General features: G+C 74.0%; 19 protein-coding genes. 15 read left to right on the top strand and 4 right to left on the bottom strand.

Going from position 1 to position 21388, the window contains the following annotated elements:
• Window positions 1-26 precede the first annotated feature (26 nt).
• The 3 genes from BMZ16_RS13365 to BMZ16_RS13375 form a co-directional block, all read right to left on the bottom strand.
• Window positions 27-3773: a multifunctional oxoglutarate decarboxylase/oxoglutarate dehydrogenase thiamine pyrophosphate-binding subunit/dihydrolipoyllysine-residue succinyltransferase subunit gene (locus tag BMZ16_RS13365; protein ID WP_089801323.1), complete on the bottom strand. Its 3747-nt coding sequence runs from the start codon at window positions 3771-3773 to the stop codon at window positions 27-29.
• Between the two features lie 221 nt (window positions 3774-3994).
• Window positions 3995-5098, bottom strand: coding sequence for a sensor histidine kinase (locus BMZ16_RS13370; RefSeq protein WP_089801325.1), 1104 nt, complete (start codon window positions 5096-5098; stop codon window positions 3995-3997).
• Window positions 5095-5856 carry a response regulator transcription factor gene (locus BMZ16_RS13375; RefSeq protein WP_089801327.1) on the bottom strand — a complete coding sequence of 254 codons (762 nt, stop codon included), beginning with the start codon at window positions 5854-5856 and terminating at the stop codon, window positions 5095-5097. The genes BMZ16_RS13370 and BMZ16_RS13375 overlap by 4 nt, the downstream gene beginning before the upstream one ends.
• A 259-nt stretch (window positions 5857-6115) precedes the next feature.
• Between BMZ16_RS13375 and BMZ16_RS13380 the strand changes: the two genes are divergently transcribed.
• The 3 genes from BMZ16_RS13380 (at window position 6116) to BMZ16_RS13390 (ending at window position 9609) form a co-directional block, all read left to right on the top strand.
• Window positions 6116-7435 carry a hemolysin family protein gene (locus BMZ16_RS13380; protein ID WP_089801329.1) on the top strand — a complete coding sequence of 440 codons (1320 nt, stop codon included), beginning with the start codon at window positions 6116-6118 and terminating at the stop codon, window positions 7433-7435.
• Window positions 7435-8478 carry a hemolysin family protein gene (locus tag BMZ16_RS13385; protein WP_089801331.1) on the top strand — a complete coding sequence of 348 codons (1044 nt, stop codon included), beginning with the start codon at window positions 7435-7437 and terminating at the stop codon, window positions 8476-8478. The genes BMZ16_RS13380 and BMZ16_RS13385 overlap by 1 nt, the downstream gene beginning before the upstream one ends.
• 327 nt (window positions 8479-8805) lie before the next feature.
• The gene (locus BMZ16_RS13390; protein ID WP_143082837.1) at window positions 8806-9609 is read left to right on the top strand and encodes a M15 family metallopeptidase; all 804 of its coding nucleotides are present in this window, start codon (window positions 8806-8808) and stop codon (window positions 9607-9609) included.
• 129 nt (window positions 9610-9738) lie between these two features.
• Here the strand turns inward: BMZ16_RS13390 and BMZ16_RS13395 are convergent, their stop codons facing one another.
• Window positions 9739-10647, bottom strand: coding sequence for an aldose 1-epimerase family protein (locus BMZ16_RS13395; RefSeq protein WP_089801334.1), 909 nt, complete (start codon window positions 10645-10647; stop codon window positions 9739-9741).
• A 534-nt stretch (window positions 10648-11181) separates the two neighbouring features.
• Here BMZ16_RS13395 and BMZ16_RS13400 point away from each other — a divergent pair.
• From BMZ16_RS13400 to BMZ16_RS13455, 12 genes are all read left to right on the top strand, one after another.
• A complete protein-coding gene (locus BMZ16_RS13400; protein WP_369822599.1) occupies window positions 11182-12417 on the top strand; it encodes a CpaF family protein in 1236 nt (411 codons plus the stop codon).
• 3 nt (window positions 12418-12420) lie between these two features.
• On the top strand, window positions 12421-13281 hold the full coding sequence (locus BMZ16_RS13405) for a type II secretion system F family protein (RefSeq protein WP_089801336.1): 861 nt from the start codon (window positions 12421-12423) through the stop codon (window positions 13279-13281).
• Window positions 13278-14207: a type II secretion system F family protein gene (locus BMZ16_RS13410; RefSeq protein ID WP_089801338.1), complete on the top strand. Its 930-nt coding sequence runs from the start codon at window positions 13278-13280 to the stop codon at window positions 14205-14207. The genes BMZ16_RS13405 and BMZ16_RS13410 overlap by 4 nt, the downstream gene beginning before the upstream one ends.
• 63 nt (window positions 14208-14270) lie before the next feature.
• A complete protein-coding gene (locus BMZ16_RS13415; protein ID WP_255366652.1) occupies window positions 14271-14483 on the top strand; it encodes a hypothetical protein in 213 nt (70 codons plus the stop codon).
• 44 nt (window positions 14484-14527) lie between these two features.
• Window positions 14528-14878: a TadE/TadG family type IV pilus assembly protein gene (locus BMZ16_RS13420; protein WP_369822641.1), complete on the top strand. Its 351-nt coding sequence runs from the start codon at window positions 14528-14530 to the stop codon at window positions 14876-14878.
• Window positions 14875-15357, top strand: coding sequence for a pilus assembly protein (locus BMZ16_RS13425; protein ID WP_177199707.1), 483 nt, complete (start codon window positions 14875-14877; stop codon window positions 15355-15357). The genes BMZ16_RS13420 and BMZ16_RS13425 overlap by 4 nt, the downstream gene beginning before the upstream one ends.
• A gap of 10 nt (window positions 15358-15367) precedes the next feature.
• Window positions 15368-15880, top strand: coding sequence for a pilus assembly protein TadG-related protein (locus BMZ16_RS13430; protein WP_255366653.1), 513 nt, complete (start codon window positions 15368-15370; stop codon window positions 15878-15880).
• Between the two features lie 229 nt (window positions 15881-16109).
• The gene (locus tag BMZ16_RS13435) at window positions 16110-16994 is read left to right on the top strand and encodes a universal stress protein (protein ID WP_089801345.1); all 885 of its coding nucleotides are present in this window, start codon (window positions 16110-16112) and stop codon (window positions 16992-16994) included.
• Between the two features lie 43 nt (window positions 16995-17037).
• Complete coding sequence (gene prfB, locus BMZ16_RS13440; protein WP_089801347.1) at window positions 17038-18153, top strand: peptide chain release factor 2; 1116 nt, start codon at window positions 17038-17040, stop codon at window positions 18151-18153.
• Window positions 18154-18355: 202 nt separating this feature from the next.
• Window positions 18356-19045 carry a cell division ATP-binding protein FtsE gene (ftsE, locus tag BMZ16_RS13445; RefSeq protein ID WP_089801348.1) on the top strand — a complete coding sequence of 230 codons (690 nt, stop codon included), beginning with the start codon at window positions 18356-18358 and terminating at the stop codon, window positions 19043-19045.
• 11 nt (window positions 19046-19056) lie between these two features.
• Window positions 19057-19971, top strand: a complete 915-nt coding sequence (gene ftsX / locus BMZ16_RS13450; RefSeq protein WP_089801350.1) for a permease-like cell division protein FtsX — start codon at window positions 19057-19059, stop codon at window positions 19969-19971.
• Window positions 19972-19973: 2 nt separating this feature from the next.
• On the top strand, window positions 19974-21386 hold the full coding sequence (locus tag BMZ16_RS13455) for a M23 family metallopeptidase (protein WP_255366655.1): 1413 nt from the start codon (window positions 19974-19976) through the stop codon (window positions 21384-21386).
• Window positions 21387-21388 lie beyond the last annotated feature (2 nt).

The following is a 21388-nucleotide window of genomic DNA, read 5'->3' on the forward strand; positions in this document are numbered from 1 at the left end:
AGGGGTCACCGGCCCGTCGGCCGTGCTCAGCGCGCGAAGGCCGCCTCGATGAGGGCCTTCTGCTCGGCCGCGTGCTTCTTGGCCGACCCGGCCGCGGGCGAGGCCGACTCCGGGCGGGAGACCACCCGGACCGTCCGCCCGACGATCTGCGGCAGGTGCGTCGACATGAACGTCCACGGGCCCTGGTTGCGCGGCTCGTCCTGCACCCACACCAGCTCGGCGTCGCAGTAGGGGGCCAGTGCCTCCTCGATCGAGGCGGGGTCCAGCGGGTACAGCTGCTCGAACCGCACGATCGCGGTCTGCTGGTCGCCCGAGGACACCCGCTGCGCCAGGAGGTCCCAGTAGACCTTGCCCGAGCACAGCAGCACGCGGGTCACCTGGTCGGCCTTGGCGACCGCGAGGTCGTCGCCGACCACGGGACGGAACGTGCCCGTCGTGAAGTCCTGCACGTCCGACGTCGCGGTCTTGAGGCGCAGCATCGACTTGGGCGTGAACACCACGAGCGGGCGCCGCGGACGCTGGTACGCCTGGCGGCGCAGCAGATGGAAGTGCGACGCGGGGGTCGACGGCTGGGCGATCGTCATGTTGTCCTCGGCCGCGAGCTGCAGGAAGCGCTCGATGCGTGCCGAGGAGTGGTCCGGCCCCTGGCCCTCGTAGCCGTGGGGGAGCAGCAGCACGACCGACGAGCGCTGCGCCCACTTCTGCTCGGCGGACGAGATGAACTCGTCGATGACGGTCTGCGCGCCGTTGACGAAGTCGCCGAACTGCGCCTCCCACAGCACCAGCGCGTCGGGGCGCTCCACCGAGTAGCCGTACTCGAACCCGAGCGCGGCGTACTCCGACAGCGAGGAGTCGTAGACCCAGAACTTCGCCTGGTCGCCCGACAGGTACAGCAGCGGGGTCCACTCGGCGCCCGTCTCGCGGTCGTGCAGCACCGCGTGACGCTGCACGAAGGTGCCGCGACGCGAGTCCTGCCCGGCCAGCCGCACCGGCGTGCCCTCGATCAGCAGGGAGCCGAACGCGAGGATCTCGCCGTAGCCCCAGTCGATCCCGCCGTCGCGGCTCATGCGCTCGCGCTTGTCCAGCAGCTGGGCGAGCTTCGGGTGGACCGTGAAGCCCTCCGGCGGGCTCACGTGCGCCTGGCCGATCCGCTGCAGGATCGAGGCGGGCACGGCCGTCTGCCAGCCGACCATGACCCCGGCGTCCTCCTGCTGGGACTCCGGTCGCTCGAGCCCGGCCACCGTCTCCACGTCCGCGGGCGGCGGCGTCCAGCCGTCCTCCCGCGTCTCGGTGAAGACGCGCTCGAGCTGCGACTGGTAGTCGCGCAGGGCCTGCTCCGCCTCCTCGATCGTGATGTCCCCGCGTGCGACGAGGGTCTCGGTGTAGATCTTGCGGACCGAGCGCTTCGCCTCGATGAGGTTGTACATCAGCGGCTGGGTCATCGAGGGGTCGTCGCCCTCGTTGTGACCGCGGCGGCGGTAGCAGACCATGTCGATGATGACGTCGCGGTCGAACTGCTCGCGGTACTCGAACGCCAGCTCGGCCACCCGCACCACGGCCTCGGGGTCGTCCCCGTTGACGTGGAAGATCGGCACCTGCAGGCCCTTGGCGACGTCCGTCGCGTACTGCGACGAGCGCGACGACGACGGGCCGGTGGTGAAGCCGACCTGGTTGTTGACGATCACGTGGATCGTGCCGCCGGTGCGGTACCCGCGCAGCTGCGCGAGGTTGAGCGTCTCGAAGACGACGCCCTGGCCCGCGAACGCGGCGTCACCGTGGATGAGGATCGGCAGCACGGAGAAGCCGTCGCCGCCGAGGTCGATGCGGTCCTGCTTGGCCCGCACGATGCCCTCGAGCACCGGGTCGACGGCCTCCAGGTGCGACGGGTTCGCGGCCAGGTACACCGCGGTCGTGGCACCGGACTCGGCGGTGAAGACGCCCTCGGTGCCGAGGTGGTACTTCACGTCGCCCGAGCCCTGCACCGACTTCGGGTCCTGGTTGCCCTCGAACTCGCTGAAGATCTGGCCGTACGACTTGCCGGCGATGTTCGCCAGCACGTTGAGCCGCCCGCGGTGCGCCATGCCGATGCCGACCTCGTCGAGGCCGCCGTCGGCCGCCCGCGACAGGATCGCGTCGAGCAGCGGGATGAGGGACTCGCCGCCCTCGAGCGAGAACCGCTTCTGCCCGACGAACTTGGTCTGCAGGAACGTCTCGAACGCCTCGGCGGCGTTGAGACGCCGCAGGATGCGCAGCTGGTCCTCACGGGGCGTGCGCGCGTAGCCGGACTCCAGGCGCTCCTGGAGCCAGCGGCGCTGCCGCGGGTCCTGCAGGTGCATGTACTCGGCGCCGACGGTGCGGCAGTACGAGTCGCGCAGCAGGCCCAGCACGTCGCGCAGCGTGGCGCGGGTCTTCCCCGTGAACCCGCCGGTGGGGAACGTGCGGTCCAGGTCCCACAGCGTCAGACCGTGGTTCTGCACGTCGAGGTCCGGGTGCTTGCGCTGGCGGTAGGCGAGCGGGTCGGTGTCGGCCATGAGGTGGCCGCGCGAGCGGTACGCGTGGATCAGCTCGGCGACGCGCGCCGGCTTGATCGCCTCGGCGTCCGGGTCGTGGTTCGCGTCCCGGACCCAGCGCACCGGCTCGTACGGCACCCGCAGGGCGGCGAACACCCGGTCGTAGAACCCGTCCTCGCCGAGCAGCTTGCGCGACAGGATGCGCAGGAAGTCGCCGGACTGGGCGCCCTGGATGATCCGGTGGTCGTACGTCGAGGTGACCGTGAGGACCTTCGAGACGCCCATGCGGTTGAGCTGCTCGTCGGACGTGCCGGCGAACTCCGCGGGGTAGTCCATGGCGCCGACGCCGACGATCGTGCCCTGCCCCTGCATGAGGCGCGGCACCGAGTGCACCGTGCCGATCGTGCCGGGGTTGGTCAGCGAGATCGTCGTCCCGGCGAAGTCGTCCACCGTGAGCTTGTTGTTGCGGGCGCGGCGCACGACGTCCTCGTAGGCCGTCCAGAACTGCGCGAAGTCGAGCGTCTCGGCCTTCTTGATCGACGGGACCAGCAGCTGGCGCGTGCCGTCCGGCTTGGCCAGGTCGATCGCGAGGCCCAGGTTGACGTGCGCGGGGGACAGCACGCCCGGCTTGCCGTCGACCTGCGTGTACGACGAGTTCATGGCGGGCATCTCACCGACGGCCTCGACCAGCGCGAACCCGATGAGGTGCGTGAAGGAGACCTTGCCGCCGCGCCCGCGCGCCAGGTGGTTGTTGATGACGATGCGGTTGTCGACCATCAGCTTGGCCGGCACGGCGCGGACCGACGTGGCCGTGGGCACCTCGAGCGACGCCTCCATGTTGGTGACGACGCGCGCCGCCGGGCCACGCAGCTTCTGCACGTCGTCGACCGGCGGGGCGTCCTGGCCCTCGTCGGCGCGGCGCGTGGCGACCTCGGCGTACGGGGCCGTCGCCGGCTGAGCGGTGGCGACGGGGGAGGGCGTGACCTCCACGGGTCGCGCGGGCGGCGCAGCGGCGGGCGGCGCAGCAGGTGCCGCGGCGGCGGGGGCGGCCTGCTCGGCGGGCCGGCCGGGCGGTGTGTGGGTCGTGGCGTCGCCGTTGGTCGCAGCACCCGACGTCTCGGGCTTGTAGCCCTCGAAGAAGTCCCACCACGCGGGGTCCACCGCGTCGCGATCCTTCTGGTACTGCTCGTACAGCTCGTCGACCAGCCACTCGTTCGCGCCGAAGTCGGCACGGGTGGAGTCTGACTGCGCGTTCTGCGTCACGCTGGGATCGCCCACTTCCGGTGCGCGGTACCGGACCGCGCCATCGCCAGTTCTGTTGACGACAACACTACGTGCTCGACGGGGTCGGAGGCCTCTTGCGCAGCGCCCCGCACGATGATCTGCGCATCGTCTTCACTCCGTCGCTGCACCGGGGTCAACGGCCCCTAAAGGCCTGCTGGGACGCGCCTCAAAGGCAGGTCCGGGGCGTGCCGGGCGACGTCTCACGGGTGCCGGGCGGTGCGGCCGGGCGCGCCCGGGAGCCGCACGCGCATGGTGCAGCCCGACTCGGAGTCGGCGACCTCCACCGTGCCCCCGTGCAGCTCCACCGCCCAGCGGACGATCGCCAGGCCCAGCCCCGTGCCGCCTGTCGACCCCTGGCCCGTCAGGGCGGGGGTGTTCCCCCGCACGAACCGCTCGAAGACGTGCGCGCGCTGCTCCCGGGCGATGCCCGGGCCGCGGTCGACCACGTCGATCTGCACGTCGCGGCCCTCGCGGCGGGCGACCACGCGCACCTCCTCGTCCGCGGGCGAGTGCCGGGCCGCGTTCTGCAGGAGGTTCGCGATCACCTGGTGCAGCCGCTCCGGGTCGGCCGGGACGGTCAGGTCGGCCGGCACGACGTCGACGACGAACCGCAGCCGCTTCTCGGCCCCGACCAGCGACGCCTCGTCGGCCGCCTCGTGCAGCAGCTGCTCGAGGTCGACGTCCTCGACCCGCAGGGTCATGGCGCCCGCCTCGACCCGGGACAGGTCGAGCAGGGACGACACCAGCCGCGACAGGCGCTCGGTCTGCGCCAGGGCGACGGCCAGGGTCGCGGGGTCGGGCTCGCTGACCCCGTCGACCATGTTCTCGAGCTGTGCCTGCAGGGCCGTGACGGGGGTGCGCAGCTCGTGCGACACGTTGGCGACCAGCTCGCGCCGGAAGGTGTCGAGGTGCTGCAGGTCGTCGGCCATCGTGTTGAACGCCTCCGCGAGCTGCCCGACCTCGTCGCGGCTCGTGGAGCGCACCCGGCGGCTGTAGTCGCCGGCCGCCATCGCCCGCGCGGCCTCGGTCATCTCCCGCAGCGGGGACGTCATGCCGCGGGCCAGCACCTGCGTCACGACGAGCGACAGCACGATCGCCAGCGGCAGCGTGCGGCTCGGGCCGAGCGCCTGGCCGTAACCCACCCAGATGACGAACGCGGCGAGCGTGACGGTCGCGGCGACCAGCACGCCCAGCTTGATCTTGATGCTGCGCAGCGGGTCCAGCGGCCGGACGTCCGGCAGCCGCCAGCGGTCGGCGTCGCCCCGCGCGTGGCGGGCCGGCGGCGGCGGCGGGGCAGCCGTCACGAGCCGCCGCCCTCGGCGGAGTCGTCCGCCGGTGCGTCCGTCGCGGGCTCGTACGCGTACCCCACGCCGTGCACGGTGCGGATCAGGTCCGGCCCGAGCTTGCGGCGCAGCGCCTTGATGTGGGAGTCGACGGTCCGGGTCCCGCTGGCGTCCACCCAGTCCCACACGTCCGCGAGCAGCCGCTCACGGGTCAGCACCGTGCGCGGCGACGACGCCAGCGTCAGCAGCAGGTCGAACTCGGTCGGGGTCAGGTGGACCTCGGTCCCGGCGCGCTGCACCCGTCGCTGCGCGCTGTCGATCGTGACGTCACCGACCACGAGCGGGGGCTCCGGCTGCTGGACCGTGGCCATCTCGGCGGCGCGTGCCGCGCGCTCCGTGCGGCGCAGCAGCACCTTGGTCCGGGCGACCAGCTCGCGCATCGAGAACGGCTTGGTCATGTAGTCGTCGGCACCGACGCCCAGGCCGACCAGCATGTCCGTCTCGTCGTCGCGGGCCGTCAGCATGAGGACGGGCACGGGCCGCTCGGCCTGGATCTGCCGGCACACCTCGAGACCGTCGATCCCCGGCAGCATCACGTCGAGGACGACGACGTCGGGCTGCAGCCGCGCGGCGGCCGCGACGCCCGCGTGGCCGTCGCCCACCGACTCGACGGTCCAGCCCTCGGCGGTGAAGCGGTTCACGATCGCCTGGGCGATCGCGGGCTCGTCCTCCACGACGAGCACGGTGGTGACGCCCGGTCGCGCGACGCTGGTGGCCATGGGGCCAGCGTGGCACACGCAGCCCGGAGCGGTCATGGCGAGGCCGTGCGCGTCCTCGCATCGTCCGTAGGATGTCGCTCACCATGAGCAGCTCAAGTCGCTGCCGGCATCGCGTCCCGTCCCGCGTCCGCCCCGCCCCCGCCGCACGTGCGGGCGACGGCCGCGGACCTCGTCCCGCTGGACGCGAGCACGCCGGCCCGCCCCCCTCCACGTCCCGCGTGCCTGCGGCCGCCCGCGCGCACCGCGCGCCGGTGGTCCCGTGCTGACCGACTGGCTGCTCGTCGGCCTCGGTGTGCTGCTGACCGCGGGGACGGCGGTGTTCGTCGCCGCCGAGTTCGCGCTGGTCACCCTCGACCCGGGTCTCGTCGAGCGGCAGACCGCCGCCGACGACACGCGCGGCCGCTCGGTCCTGCGGGCGCTGCGCCGGCTCTCGACGCAGCTGTCCGGCGCGCAGGTCGGCATCACGGTCACGACGGTGCTGCTCGGCTACACCACGCAGCCCGCGGTCGTGCGCCTGCTGGGCCTGCCGCTGGAGGGCTGGGGCGTCGGGGCCGCCGTGGCGGGTGCGCTCGCGGCCGTGCTCGCGCTGGTCCTCGTCAACGGGTTCTCCATGCTGTTCGGCGAGCTCGTGCCCAAGAACTTCGCCATCGCCCGCCCGCTGGGCACCGCCCGCGTCGTGGCGCCGCTGCAGCTGGGCTTCACCACCGGGCTGCGTCCGGTGATCGCCCTGACCAACGGGACCGCCAACGCCCTGCTGCGGCGCGTGGGCGTCGAGCCGCGCGAGGAGCTGTCGGGTGCGCGGTCGCCCGCGGAGCTCGCCTCGCTCGTGCGCCGGTCCGCCGCGCAGGGCACGCTCGACCAGGCCACGGCGACGCTCCTGACCAACTCCATCGACTTCTCGACCCTCACGGCTGTCGACGTCATGACGGACCGCACGCGCCTGCACGTGGTGCGGCGCGACGACTCCGCCGCCGACGTGATGGCGCTGGCCCGGCAGACCGGCCACTCGCGCTTCCCCGTCATCGGCGACTCCGTGGACGACGTGCTCGGCCTGGTGCACCTGCGCAAGGCGATGGCGGTGCCCTACGACCGGCGCCCGGAGGTGCCGGCCGCCGCCCTCATGGTGGACGCGCCGCGCGTGCCCGAGACCGTGGGCCTGGGGCCGCTGCTGGTCGACCTGCGCGCGCAGGGGCTGCAGATGGCGGTCGTCGTGGACGAGTACGGCGGCACGGCCGGTGCCGTGACCCTCGAGGACGTCGTCGAGGAGCTGGTGGGCGAGGTGGCCGACGAGCACGACCGTGCGCGCGGCACGCGTGCGCGGCAGGCCGACGGCTCGTGGGTCCTGCCCGGGGTGGTGCGCCCCGACGAGCTGCACGAGGCGACGGCGCTGCGCGTGCCGGACGACGGCCCGTGGGAGACCGTCGCCGGGCTGCTCATGGCGCGGCTCGGGCGCGTGCCCGCGGAGGGCGACGAGATCGTGGAGGGGCACGTGCGGCTGCAGGTCGAGCGCATGGCCGGGCGCCGCGTCGAGCGGGTGCGGATCAGCGAGGTCCCGACGGACGAGGCGGGTGACTCCTGATGGACGCGACGCTCGCGCTCGTCCTGGCCGTTGTCCTGCTCGCGGCCAACGCGTTCTTCGTCGGCGCGGAGTTCGCCCTGATGTCCGCGCGCCGGTCCTCGGTCGAGCCGCTGGCCGAGGCCGGTGACCGGCGTGCCGTCACCGTGCTGTGGGCCATGGAGCACGTCTCGCTCATGCTCGCCGCCGCGCAGCTGGGCATCACCGTGTGCTCGACGAGCCTGGGCCTGGTCGCCGAGCCGGCGATCGCCCACCTCATCGAGGACCCGCTGCAGGCGCTGGGGGTGCCCGCCGCCCTGACGCACCCCATCGCGTTCGTCCTGGCGCTGCTGGTGGTCGTCTACCTGCACGTCGTGCTGGGCGAGATGGTGCCGAAGAACCTGGCCGTCTCCGGCCCGGACCGCGCCGTGCTGCTGTTCGGCCCGCCGCTGGTGTGGGTGGCCCGCGTGATGCGACCGGTGATCGTCGCGCTCAACTGGCTCGCGAACCACGTGCTGCGGGCCTTCCGCGTCGAGCCGCAGGACGAGGTGGCCTCCGCGTTCACCGCGGAGGAGGTGCAGTCCATCGTCGAGCGCTCGCAGGCCGAGGGCCTGCTGGCCGACGAGCAGGGCCTGCTCTCGGGGGCCATCGAGTTCTCGGACCGCACCGCCGCGGAGGTCATGGTGCCGGTGGACGCGCTGGTGACCGTGGACGCGGGCAGCACGCCCGACGACATCGAGCACCTGGTCGCCCGCACCGGCTTCAGCCGGTTCGTCGTCGTGGACGCGGACGGGCGGCCCACCGGGTACCTGCACATCAAGGACGTCCTGTACGCCGACGAGGCGACCCGCACGCAGCCCGTGCCGGCCTGGCGCGTGCGCACGCTCGCGGTGGTCGCGCCGGACGACGAGGTGGAGACGGCGCTGGAGGCGATGCAGCGCTCGGGGTCGCACCTGGCACGGGTGGACGACGACGGGCGCACGACCGGTGTCGTCTTCCTCGAGGACATCCTCGAGGAGCTCGTCGGTGAGGTGCGTGACGCGATGCAGCGGGGCCAGCTGCGCTGAGGCGGACGCGCGGGACGGGCGAACGCCCTCCGGCGGGGTGCAGGACGCACCTGCGGCCGGGTGGTTTCCGGCTCATGGGGCCGTCCGGGCAGTGGAGGACCCGTGAAGACGCGGCGTGTCGCCCGGTGTGTCGTGCACGTGTCCAGATCGCGACCCTGCTGTGACGTATCAGGCCCTTGGAGCCGCGCTCGCATCCCGTTATGGTTTCGTGACCGCATCGGGGGAGCCGATGACCAGCGGGACGAAGTGAGCGGAGGTGTCGTGGGATCCCACCGAGCGGAGCCGACGACACGCGTGCGCCGTCGCAGCGCGCGACCGGACGCCGACGTGGCAGCCGTCCCCGTGGCGGCGCAGCCCGTCGCGCGCGGCATCGTGGCGACCGACGACGGTGACGCCCCCGCGCGCCGGCGGTCGACGACCGTCCTGGGGCGTGCCGGTGTGCTGTGCGCGCTCGTCGGGGTCACCGTGGTCGTGCCCGTCACGCAGGGCGTGGCGGACGGCGAGATCGTCATGGGTGCGGCCACCACCAGCGCCGCCGCGGACGCGAACCTCCCGTCGACGGTCGCCGCCCTGACCGCCCTCCCGCTGACGGACCTGCCCCCCACCCCGCTGATGTCCACCGACTCCAGCTCCCGGCTGCGGGCCCTGGCCGACGTCTCGCGGGACGCCGAGCGCTCCGCGCTGCCCGGCTGCGACGGGTCGGTGCGCGCCGCGGGCGAGAACGGCCTGCTGGCGACCAAGGACCTGTGCACGCTGTGGGACGGGCGCACGCAGATGCGCGCCGACGCGGCCGTCGCGCTCGCCGAGCTCAACGAGGCCCACGTCGCGCGGTTCGGGACGGACCTGTGCCTGTCGTCCGGGTACCGCACGCTCGCGCAGCAGAAGGCCGTCAAGGCGCAGAAGGGCGGCCTGGCCGCCACCCCCGGCAAGAGCAACCACGGCTGGGGCCTCGCGATGGACTTCTGCTCGATCCAGACGTCGGGCGCCCGCTGGACGTGGATGAACGACAACGGCCCCACGTTCGGCTGGGAGCAGCCCAGCTGGGCCGTCCGCGGCGGCTCCGGCCCGTACGAGCCGTGGCACTGGGAGTACACCAAGGGCGTCAAGGCCGACGGCGAGTACTACGGCTGACGTCGCGGTCGCCCGGCCCGCGTCGGCGTCGCACGGCGCCGGCTGAGCGCCGTGGAACGCCTGGGCTGAGCGCCGGGGAGCGACTGAGCGCCGGCGGGCCCGCCGCGGCGGACCCGCCGACGGGGGTGCTCAGCGCAGGGACATGCCCCAGCGCACCTCGTGGGTCGCGCCCGGCGCGAGCTCCACGAGCAGGTCACCGGTGCGGAACGCGTCCGCGATGCACGTCATGGGCTCGACCGCGACGCCGCGGCGCTCGATGCCCGGGATGCCGTCGCCCGTGCAGACCTGCCACGCCGGCAGGGTCGCGTCGGCCCAGACGGCGACCGTGCGGCCGTCGGACCCCGTGAGCGTGGCCCACGTCAGGCCGTCGGCGTCGGGGGTCACCCCGAGCCACGCGTCGTCCAGCGCGACGCCGGCGAGCCGCCGACCCGCGCGCAGGTCCATGTCGCCCGCGACGGCCTGCGTCCCCGTGGGCAGCAGGCGCTCGTCGACCGTCACCGACCGCGCCGCGTCCAGCTGCAGGGTGCAGTCGTCGACGGTGCCCGGGCCGGGGGACAGCCACGGGTGGAACCCGACGCCGTACGGTGCGACGTCCGTGCCGTGGTTGGTCGTGGCGACCGTGACCGTCAGGCCGTCGTCGCCCAGCGCGTAGGTCACGTCCAGGCGCAGCGGCCACGGGTAGCCGGGGATCGGCACCAGGTCGTGGCGCAGCGTCACCGAGTCCTCCGTGACGGCCACGGTGGCGAACCGCTCGTACGCGAGCAGGCCGTGCAGCGACGTCAGGCGCTCGTGCTCCGTCAGCGGCACCTCGTAGGTGACGTCACGGAACCGGTACCTGCCGTCGCGCAGGCGGTTGGGCCACGGCGCCAGCACGGCACCGGAGAACGCGGGGGCGATCGAGTCGACCGCGAAGGGCAGGACGACGTCCCGGTCACCGACGCGGTACTCGCGCAGGCTCGCGGCGACGGACGTGACGACGGCGACCTGGTCACCGTGCCGCAGCACGTGCTGGTCACCCGTGGGCGGGGGAGTGTTCACGGAACCCAACCTACGTGTGAACGTGCGCCGCGCACGGGGACCAGGGTGCGTGCCGCGACGCCGCGTCGCCTGCGGACCGCCCGGTGCGCCCATCAGCGGGTGACGATGCTCTGGACCTCCGCCACGGGCGCCTCCGCCGTGGTGGTGAGGGGCTCGGCCTCCTCCCGGCCACGCGGCGTCGGGTCCAGCGGCGAGGTCCAGCCGGCCTCCCAGGTCGCCGTCGGGCGTGAGCGTGGCCGTCGGGTACCGCCGGCCGGCCTTGACGGGGATCCCGGCGGTGGACCGCTCGAACGTCGCGGCGCACGCCGAGGGCGTCATGCCGGGGGAGCGGGGGTGCGGGTGTCGGGGCACGTGACGCTCGCCGCGTGGGGCGCGGACACCGTCATCGAGGTCAGGCGCGCCACGACGCGGGACCACACGCCCGGGACGGACGTCGTCCTGTGGACGAACCGCCCCGTGGTCGCGCGTGATGCCCTACCGTCACTGCCGGGATGCGGACGAACGGGACATCTGCGGCGCGGGGCGGTGAGGGCGGTGGCGGTGGTGGCGGACGGCGTGACGATCCTCGAGGGGGAGGTCCGTGAGCTCGTCCGGCGTCGCGGGCTCGACCCGGTGCGGGACCGCGCCGGCGTCGTGGCGCTGGTCCACGCGGCGATGGCCGACTACGACGAGCGCTCGCTGCTCGGGGCCGTCCCGCCCCTGGGCGACGCCGCCGCCGCGCACAAGCTGGTCGTCGACGCCGTCGCCGGGCTGGGACCGCTGCAGCGCTACCTGGACGACGAGGAGGTCGAGGAGATCTGGATCAACTCGCCGTCGCAGGTCTTCGTCGCCCGGCGCGGTGAGCCCGAGCTGACCACGACGATCCTCACCGAGGGTCAGGTGCGGGAGCTCGTGGAGCGGATGCTGAAGGTCTCCGGGCGGCGGCTGGACCTGTCGAGCCCGTTCGTCGACGCGTCGCTGCCCGGCGGCGAGCGCCTGCACGCCGTCATCCCCGACGTCACGCGGCGGCACTGGTCGGTGAACATCCGCAAGTACGTCGTGCGTGCCACGAGCATGGAGGACATGGTCGCCCTGGGGTCGCTCACCCCGCAGGCCGCCGCGTTCCTGCGGGCCGCCGTCCAGGTCGGCCTCAACGTGCTGGTGTCGGGCCCGACGCAGGCAGGGAAGACGACCATGCTCAACGCGCTGGTCGGAGCCGTGCCGCCGCGCGAGCGCGTGGTGAGCTGCGAGGAGGTCTTCGAGCTGCGCCCGGCGGTGCGCGACTGGGTGGCGATGCAGACGCGGCAGCCCAACCTGGAGGGCACCGGCGAGATCACGTTGCGCCGCCTCGTCAAGGAGGCGCTGCGGATGCGCCCCGACCGGCTGCTGGTGGGGGAGGTCCGGGAGGCGGAGGCGCTGGACCTGCTCATCGCCCTCAACAGCGGCGTGCCCGCGATGTGCACGATCCACGCGAGCTCGGCGCGGGAGGCCCTCAGCAAGCTGTGCACGCTGCCGCTGCTGGCCGGCGGCAACATCTCGGACCGGTTCGTCGTGCCGACCGTCGCGTCCTCCGTGGACCTCGTCGTGCACCTGGAGCTGGACGCCCGCGGTCGGCGGCGGACCCGCGAGGTCGTCGCGGTGCCGGGCCGCGTGGAGGCGGGTGTCGTGGAGACCGCCGACCTGTTCACCACGCGCGCCGGCGTGCTCGTGCGGGGGGACGGGTTCCCTCCGCACGTCGAGCGCTTCGCCCGTGCCGGCCTCGACGTCGCCGTGTTGCTCCGGCAGGGCTGAGCGGTGGGCGTCGTGGTGGGGCTGCTGCTGGGAGCGGGGCTCGCGTGCGTCTGGTGGTCCTGGTGGCCGCTCGCGCGGGGCGACGGGAGGCGGCCGGACGGTTGGACCGCGCGGACGCGGGACACGTTGACGCAGGCCGGCGTGAGCGGCGTGACACCCGGCGGGCTGGTCGGGGCCAGTGCGCTCGCGAGCCTGCTGGTCGCCGCGCTGGCGTTCCTCGTCGTGCCGGTGCCGGTGGTCGCCCTGTGCGCGGGCGCCTTCACGGCCGCCGCGCCCTCGGCGCTCGTGCGGGGCCGGGCGCGCCGCCGGCTCGCCGCCGCGCGCGGACTGTGGCCCGACGTGGTCGACCACCTCGCGTCGGGCGTGCGTGCGGGGCTGTCCCTCCCGGAGGCGGTCGCCCAGCTCGGCGACCGCGGACCGGCCGAGCTGCGCGCGCCGTTCCGGGCGTTCGCGGAGGACTACCGCGCGACCGGTCGGTTCGTCGACAGCCTCGACGTGCTGAAGGACCGGCTCGCCGACCCCGTCGCGGACCGGATCATCGAGGCGCTGCGCCTCACGCGCGACGTCGGCGGCACCGACCTGGGACGGCTGCTGCGCACGTTGTCGACGTTCCTGCGCGAGGACCTGCGCACCCGCGGGGAGGTCGAGGCGCGTCAGAGCTGGACGGTGTACGCGGCTCGCCTGGCGGTCGCCGCGCCGTGGGTGGTCCTCGCGATGCTGTCGACGCGTCCCGAGGCGATCCGCGCCTACGACTCGACCGCCGGCGCCGTCGTCCTCGTCGCCGGCGCCGTGTGCACGGTCGTGGCGTACCGGGTCATGGTGCGGGTGGCGCGCCTGCCGGACGACCCCCGGGTGCTGCGATGAGCCCCGGGGTGGTGGGTGCGCTCGTCGGGCTGCTGCTGGGCACCGGCCTGGCGCTCGTCGTGCTGCGGCTCGGAGCCCGGCGCATCACGCTCGACCAGCGCGTCGGGCCTTACCTGCGCACGCGCGGCACGTCGAGCCTGCTGCGCGCCGAGGCGGCACGCGGCGCGTGGGCCACGGTCGAGCGGCTGGTGGCGCCCTTCCTCGCGGACGGGGTGCGCCTCGTGGCCCGGTGGGGGTCGCCCACCGCCGAGGTGCGGCGACGGTTGGCGCGCGCCGGGCGTCGCGAGACGGTCGAGCAGCTGCGCGCGCAGCAGGTCGTCTCCGGTGTCGTCGGGCTCGCGGTCGGGCTGCTCACCGCCGTGGCGATCGCGGCCGGCCGGGGTGCCCCCGTGGTGCCCCTGGTCGCGCTGGTCGCCGTCGGCGGGCTCGTCGGCGCGCTCGTGCCCGACTGGCTGCTGGGGCGGCAGGTCGCCCGCCGGGAGGCGCGGCTCCTCGCGCAGATGCCCACCGTGACCGAGCTGCTCGCGCTCGCCGTGAGCGCGGGGGAGGGCGCGACCGGTGCGCTCGAGCGCGTCGTGCGCCAGACCCACGGCGAGCTGGCCGACGAGCTCGCCCGCACCCTGGCCGACGCCCGGGCCGGCGCGCCGCTGACCGGCGCCCTCCAGGCGCTCGCCGACCGGACCGGGCTGCCCGCGCTGGCGCGGTTCGCCGAGGGCGTCGCCGTCGCGGTCGAGCGTGGCTCACCCCTGGCCGACGTGCTGCGGGCGCAGGCCCAGGACGTCCGCGAGGAAGGTCGGCGGGCACTGATGCAGACCGGCGGGCGCAAGGAGGTGCTCATGATGGTCCCGGTGGTGTTCCTCATCCTCCCGGTGACCGTCCTGTTCGCCGTCTTCCCCAGCGCGGTGGTCCTGCGGGTGGGGCTGTGACCCCGGCCGCGACGAGCAGCGCGGCGCCGCCCGGCGTCCGCGCGGTGACGACGGAGGTCGAGCATGACGACGAGGTTCTGGTCACGGGTGTGGCGCGCGGTGGTGCACCGGGCGGCGGCGGGCGGTCACCCGGAGCGGGGCGACGTGCCGGGCTGGGTGCTGGTCACCCTCATGACGGCAGGTCTCGTCTCGGTGCTGTGGCTGGCCGCGGGCGACGCGCTGCAACGGCTGTTCCTCGACGCGATCGAGGGCGTCTCACCCGGATCGGGCACCTGAGGCTCTCCCCGGTCGCCCGCGGCCCCGGTGACCGGGGGTCCGCGATCGTCGACTTCACGCTGGTCGGTGGCCTGGTCGTGGTCCTGTTCGCGTCGGTGCTGCAGCTCGCGCTCGTGCAGCACGTGCGCAACACCTGCGTGGACGCGGCGGCGGAAGGCGCCCGCTACGCGGCCCAGGTGGGGCGGACCCCCGCGGAGGGCGCGGCCCGCACCACCGAGCTGCTGCGGGCGTCGCTGCACGAGCGGTACGCGCAGGACGTGACCGCGCGGCGCGTCGACGCCGCCGGGCTCGACCTCGTCGAGGTGAGCGTCCGGGTGCCGCTGCCGGTGGTCGGTCTGCTCGGCCCCGGTGGCGTCATGCGGCTCGACGGGCACGCACCCGTGGAGTGGCCGTGACCGCCGCCGCCCGGCTCCGACGGTGGTGCCGCGCCCGGGCGGCTGGACGGAGCGCCGACGCGGGCAGCGCCCTCGTGGAGTTCCTCGGCATCTCGCTCGTGCTGCTGGTGCCGATCGTCTACCTCGTGCTCGTCCTCGGCCGCATCCAGGCGGCGACGTTCGCGACGGAGGGAGCCGCGCGGGAGGCGGCGCGCGTGTACGTCGTGGCGGACGACACGCGGCAGGGTGCCGCGCGCGCGGTGACCGCCGTCGGGGTGGCGCTCACGGACCAGGGCTTCGACGACGACCCCGCAGCGGCGCTGACCGTCCGGTGCTCGAGCGACCCGTGCCTCACGCCGGGAGCGGAGGTCGCGGCGACCGTGCAGGTCCGCGTGCCGCTGCCGTTCGTCCCGTCGTTCGTGCGCGACGTGGTCCCGCTCGAGGTCCCGGTCACGGCCGAGCGCGTGGCGCCGGTCGACGCCTACCGGGCAGCACGATGAGGGCAGCAGCATGAGGCAGCACGATGAGGGCGCGGCGATGAGGCCGGTGACGGCGGGGGCGTGGTGTCCCGCGCGGGCACGTGCCCTGGCCGGGGACGACAGCGGGCAGGTCATGGTCCTGTCGCTGGGGTTCGCCGTCCTGGCGATCCTGCTCATGCTGGTCGTCACCGCGGCCACCGGGGTGCACCTGGACCGCAAGCGGCTGCTCGCCGTGGCGGACCTGGCGGCGCTCTCGGCCGCCGACCAGGTGAGCGGGCGCTACTTCGCCGAACCGGGCGGCACGGGCGGGGTGCCGTTGACCGACGCCACGGTCCGGGCTGCGGTCGAGCAGTACGTGCGCGACCACCCCGACCGCGCGGCGCGGTGGGACGGCATCCGGGTGCTGGAGGCGTCCACACCCGACGGGCGGACCGCGGTCGTGCGCCTGGGGGCGGTGACCCGCCCGGTGCTGGTGACGTGGGTGCTGGCGCCGTGGACCGACGGCATCGCGCTCGAGGCCGGCGGTGCCGCACGCGCCTCGTGACGCCGCGCGGTCGCGCCCCGTGACGCCGGCTGGTCCCGTTGGTGAGCGCCTCGGGCCCGGGCCGGACCGCCCACGACGGACAGGTCGCGCGGGACGCTCCGCCCTGCCCGCCTGACGAGTTCGGCGCGGCCCCCGTGCACGCGACCGGTCACGAGGATGCGCGCGGCGCATCGCGCGGTTGTCCAAGGCGCGCGGCGGCGGGACGATCGAGGCGTCGAGGAGGACACTCATGACCGAGCACGTGGTGGCGGGGTACGACGGTTCACCCGAGGCGGTGGCCGCGGTGCGGTGGGCGGCGGGCGCCGCGAAGCGCCTGGGGCTGCCGTTGCAGGTGGTGCACGTGTGGGGCCTGGCCGGCCAGCTGGACTCCCCGCCGACCCGCGCCGCGTCCGCGTACGTGCGCGCCGGTGCGCGGGAGGTGGCGGACGAGGGTGCCGAGGTCGCGCGGCAGGCCGTGCCCGGCGTCGAGGTCGAGGCGGTGCTCGACGACGGGCCGCCCGCCCGGGCCCTGGTCGACCGCGCCGTCGACGCGCCCCTGATCGTCCTGGGCCGGCAGGGGTCGGCGCGGCTGTCCGGCGTGCTCATGGGATCGGTCGCGCTGGCCACGCTGCAGCACGCGCCCTGCCCGGTCGTGATCGTGCCGCGCACCAGCCCCGAGGAGGCGCCCACCGACCTCGTCGTCGTCGGTGTCGACGGGTCACGGCAGGCGCTGGGTGCCGTGGAGGCGGCCGGTCGGTACGCGTCGCGCACCGGTGCCCACCTGCGGGTCGTCGCGTGCTGGCAGGCGCCGCTGCACGGCCGCTCCCTGGCCGACTGGATGCGGGACCACCCCGACGTCTCACCCGAGGAGCTGGCCCGGCGCGCGGCCGAGGACTCGCTCGAGCACGCGCGGACCCTGCTGCACGACCGGTACCCGGACGTGGAGGTCGAGACCCTGGCCGAGGAGGGCCCCGCGCCCCGGGTGCTCGCACGCCACGCCGAGAAGGCGGACCTGCTGGTGGTCGGCACGCGCGGCCGCAGCGGGCTGGCGGGCCTCGTGCTCGGCTCCGTGAGCCAGTGGCTCGTGGCGCGGGCGGCGTGCCCGGTGCTGGTCTCGCGCGCGGTGCCGCAGTGACGGTCGACGGGTCGGCCGCGCGGAGCGGGTAGCCTGGACGGCCGTGGCCACCACCGACTTCCCTGCCGAGATCCGCGAGCTGCGCTCCACGCTGGAGTCGATCCAGTCGGTGAGCGACCCCACCGCGCTGCGGGAGAAGATCGCCGTGCTCTCCGAGCAGGCATCCGCCCCCGACCTGTGGGACGACCCCGACGCGGCGCAGAAGGTCACCAGCGCGCTGTCCTCGACGCAGTCCGAGCTCGACCGCGTGACCAAGCTCGGCGGGCGGATCGACGACCTGGAGACGCTCGTCGAGATGGCCGCGGAGGAGGACGACGCCGACACGCTCGCCGAGGCCGAGGCCGAGCTCGTCAAGATCCGTAAGGACCTCGGTGAGCTCGAGGTCCGCACGCTGCTGGCGGGCAAGTACGACATCCGTGACGCGGTGGTCACGATCCGCGCAGGTGCCGGCGGCGTCGACGCGGCGGACTTCGCCGAGATGCTCATGCGCATGTACCTGCGCTGGGCGGAGCGGCACGGGTACGCCACGTCCGTGCTCGACACGTCCTACGCCGAGGAGGCGGGGCTGAAGTCGGCGACGTTCGAGGTCAAGGCGCCCTACGCGTTCGGGCACCTGTCCGTCGAGGCCGGCACGCACCGGCTGGTCCGGATCTCGCCGTTCGACAACCAGGGCCGTCGCCAGACGTCCTTCGCCGCCGTCGAGGTGATCCCGCTCATCGAGCAGACCGACTCCATCGAGATCCCCGAGTCGGAGATCAAGGTCGACGTGTTCCGGTCCTCCGGTCCCGGCGGGCAGTCCGTCAACACCACCGACTCGGCCGTGCGCATGACGCACATCCCCACCGGGATCGTCGTGTCGATGCAGAACGAGAAGTCGCAGATCCAGAACCGTGCCGCCGCCCTGCGCGTCCTGCAGTCGCGCCTGCTCCTGCAGCGTCAGGAGGAGGAGCGCGCCGCGAAGAAGGAGATGGCGGGCGACATCAAGGCGTCGTGGGGCGACCAGATGCGGTCCTACGTGCTGCAGCCGTACCAGATGGTCAAGGACCTGCGCACCGAGCACGAGGTCGGCAACCCCGCCGCGGTGTTCGACGGTGACATCGACGACTTCATCGAGGCCGGCGTCCGCTGGCGCCGCGGTCAGCAGATCGCCGGCGCCTGACCGGACGCCACCCGGCGTCGCGCAGCGGCGCCCGGGACGGACCGGGACGAGTCGGACGGTCGTCCGTCCTGCGCGCCGATTCACAGGCCGGCGGCGGCGTGTCCTGCCCTCGTCCGGGTGACGACCTTTCTACCCTCGATGAGGCTCGCGGCCCGCGGGCGGCCCCGGCGACGCCCGGGGGCAGGACGAGGCGAGGTCGGTCGTGATCCGGTTCGAGAACGTGACGAAGGTCTACGCGCGCGGTGCACGACCCGCGCTGGACCGGGTGTCCCTCGACGTCGAGCGCGGTGAGTTCGTCTTCCTCGTCGGTGCGTCGGGTTCCGGCAAGTCGACGTTCCTGCGCCTGGTGCTCCGGGAGGAGCGGGCGTCCGCGGGACGGGTGTTCGTCGCCGGCAAGGAGCTCGGCACGCTGTCGAGCTGGAAGGTGCCGCACCTGCGCCGCCAGATCGGCGCGGTCTTCCAGGACTTCCGCCTGCTGCCCACCAAGACGGTCTTCGAGAACGTCGCGTTCGCGCTGCAGGTCATCGGCAAGCCGCGGCACCACATCCTCACGACCGTGCCGGACGTGCTGGACATGGTCGGCCTGGCCGGCAAGGAGAAGCGCCGCCCGCACGAGCTGTCCGGTGGTGAGCAGCAGCGCGTGGCGATCGCCCGCGCCTTCGTCAACCGGCCGGCGATCCTGCTGGCCGACGAGCCCACCGGCAACCTCGACCCGACGACGTCCCTGGGGATCATGCGCCTGCTCGACCGCATCAACCGCACCGGAACCACCGTGGTGATGGCGACCCACGACGACGAGATCGTCGACCAGATGCGCAAGCGCGTCATCGAGCTGAGCACGGGCGAGATGGTGCGCGACCAGTCGCGCGGCGTCTACGGCTCGGACCGCTGAGGGGATCGGACATGCGCGCCCAGTTCATCCTCTCCGAGATCGGCATCGGCCTGCGCCGCAACCTGTCGATGACGATCTCGGTCGTCCTCGTCACGTTCGTGTGCCTCACCTTCCTGGGCGCCGCGGCGCTGCTGCAGACGCAGATCGGGAAGATGAAGGACGACTGGTACGACAAGGTCGAGGTCTCGGTCTTCCTGTGCCCCACCGGCTCCACCGCGCCGACGTGCGCGGCCGGCGAGGTCACCGAGGAGCAGCGGGCCGAGGTGCTCGCCGCCCTCGACGCCCCCGAGGTCGCGGGCTACGTCCAGGAGATCTACCAGGAGTCCAAGCAGCAGGCGTACGAGGCGTTCCAGGAGCAGTTCCAGGACCAGTTCTGGGCGTCGGCCGTGACGGCGGACGACATGAACTCCTCGCTGCGCATCAAGCTGACCGACCCCGAGCAGTACCAGGTGGTCGCCGACGTCGTGTCCGGCAGGCCGGGCGTCGAGTCCGTGCAGGACCAGCGCCGCCTGTTCGACAACCTGTTCCTGGTGCTGGACCGCGCCACGTGGGCCGCGGCCGGCCTGGCGGCGATCATGCTGCTCGCCGCGGTGCTGCTCATCACGACGACGATCCGCCTCTCGGCACTCAGCCGACGCCGGGAGACGGGCATCATGCGGCTCGTCGGGGCGTCGACCCTGTTCATCCAGCTCCCGTTCATGCTCGAGGGCGCGATCGCCGCCACCCTCGGCGCCGCCATGGCGATCGGCGGTCTGTGGCTGGGGGTCGAGTACCTCGTCACGGACTGGCTGGGCCAGTCGGTGCCGTGGATCCCGTACGTCGGGACGTCGGACGTGCTGGCGATCGCACCGCTGCTGATCGTCGTCGCGTTCGTCCTCGCGGCGATCTCGTCCCTGGTCACCCTGAGCCGATACACGAAGGTATGACCATGCCCCGACCCGACCGCACCCCCTCCACCGGCGCCCGGCGGCGTCCGCTGCAGGCGGTCGTCGCGCTGCTGGCGGCCCTCGCGGTCGCGGCGCCGGCGTTCGTCGCCGCGGGCGGTCCGGCCGTGGCCGACGACCTGTCCAACAAGCGTGCCGCGGCCGAGCAGCGTGCCGAGGCGGCGGACCAGCGTGCCGCGGACCTCGCCGAGGCGATCGAGGAGCTCAGCGGCGAGCTGGCCGCCGCCCTGACCCGGCTCGCCGAGGTCGAGGCGCAGCTGCCCGCCGCCCAGGCCGCGCTCGACGCGGCCGTCGCCGCCGCCCAGGCCGCGCAGCGCGAGGCCGAGATCCTCGCCGCACGCCTGCAGGCCGCGCAGGACGAGGAGGCGGCGATCGTCGAGCAGATCGCTGTCGACGACGCCCGCGAGCAGGAGATCCGGGTCGCCATCGGCCAGATGGCGCGCGAGGCGTACAAGGGCGGGCGCGACGTGTCCGGGATGAGCGTCGTGCTCGACGCCGACAGCTCCCAGGACTTCGTCGAGAAGTACGGGATGGTCTCGACCGCGCTGCGCACGCAGACGCAGGTGCTCGACGAGCTGACCGAGCTGGCCGCCAGGAACAAGAACGCCCAGGCGCGGCAGGCGGCGGTCCGCGCGAAGGTGGACGAGCTGAAGGCGGCCGCCGACGTCAAGCTCGAGGAGGCCCGGCAGGCCCAGGCGCAGGCGGAGACGGCCAAGGCCGAGGTCGAGCGGCTGGTCGCCGAGCAGCAGCAGCGCAAGGCCGACATCGAGTCGCGCAGGTCCGAGGCGGAGGCGCAGGTCGCGGCCAACGACGCCGAGCGGGCGAAGGTCGCGAGCGAGCTCGCGGCGATCGTCGAGGCGCAGCGTGTGCAGCGCGAGCAGGAGGAGGCCGCCCGTCGTGCCGCCGCCCAGAACGGCAACGGCGGTGGCGGTGGTGGTGGCGGCGGGGGCGGTGGCGGCAGCTCCCAGCCCGGCGGTGCCCGACCGGGCGCCCTGTTCGCCAACCCCACCGCGCACAACCCGATGGTGGTCACCTCGGAGTACGGCAACCGCCTGCACCCCGTGCTCGGCTACTGGCGGCTGCACGCGGGCATCGACCTGCGCGACCGCTGCGGCGAGCCCGTGTACGCCGCGCGCTCCGGCACCGTGCAGTGGTCCCGGTACCGCGGCGGGTACGGCAACCAGGTCATGATCGACCACGGCTGGGTCAACGGCTCGTCGCTCATGTCGAGCTACAACCACCTGTCGTCGTTCAGCGTCGGTGCCGGTGCACGGGTCAGCGCGGGACAGGTCATCGGCTACGCCGGCAACACCGGCACGTCGGCCGCGTGCCACCTGCACTTCGAGGTGTACATCAACGGCAGCACCGTGAACCCCCGGCCGTACCTCGGTCTGTGACC

Origin of the sequence: Cellulomonas sp. KH9, from assembly GCF_900114185.1 — a bacterium.
In the GTDB taxonomy this organism is placed as follows: Bacteria; Actinomycetota; Actinomycetes; order Actinomycetales; family Cellulomonadaceae; genus Cellulomonas.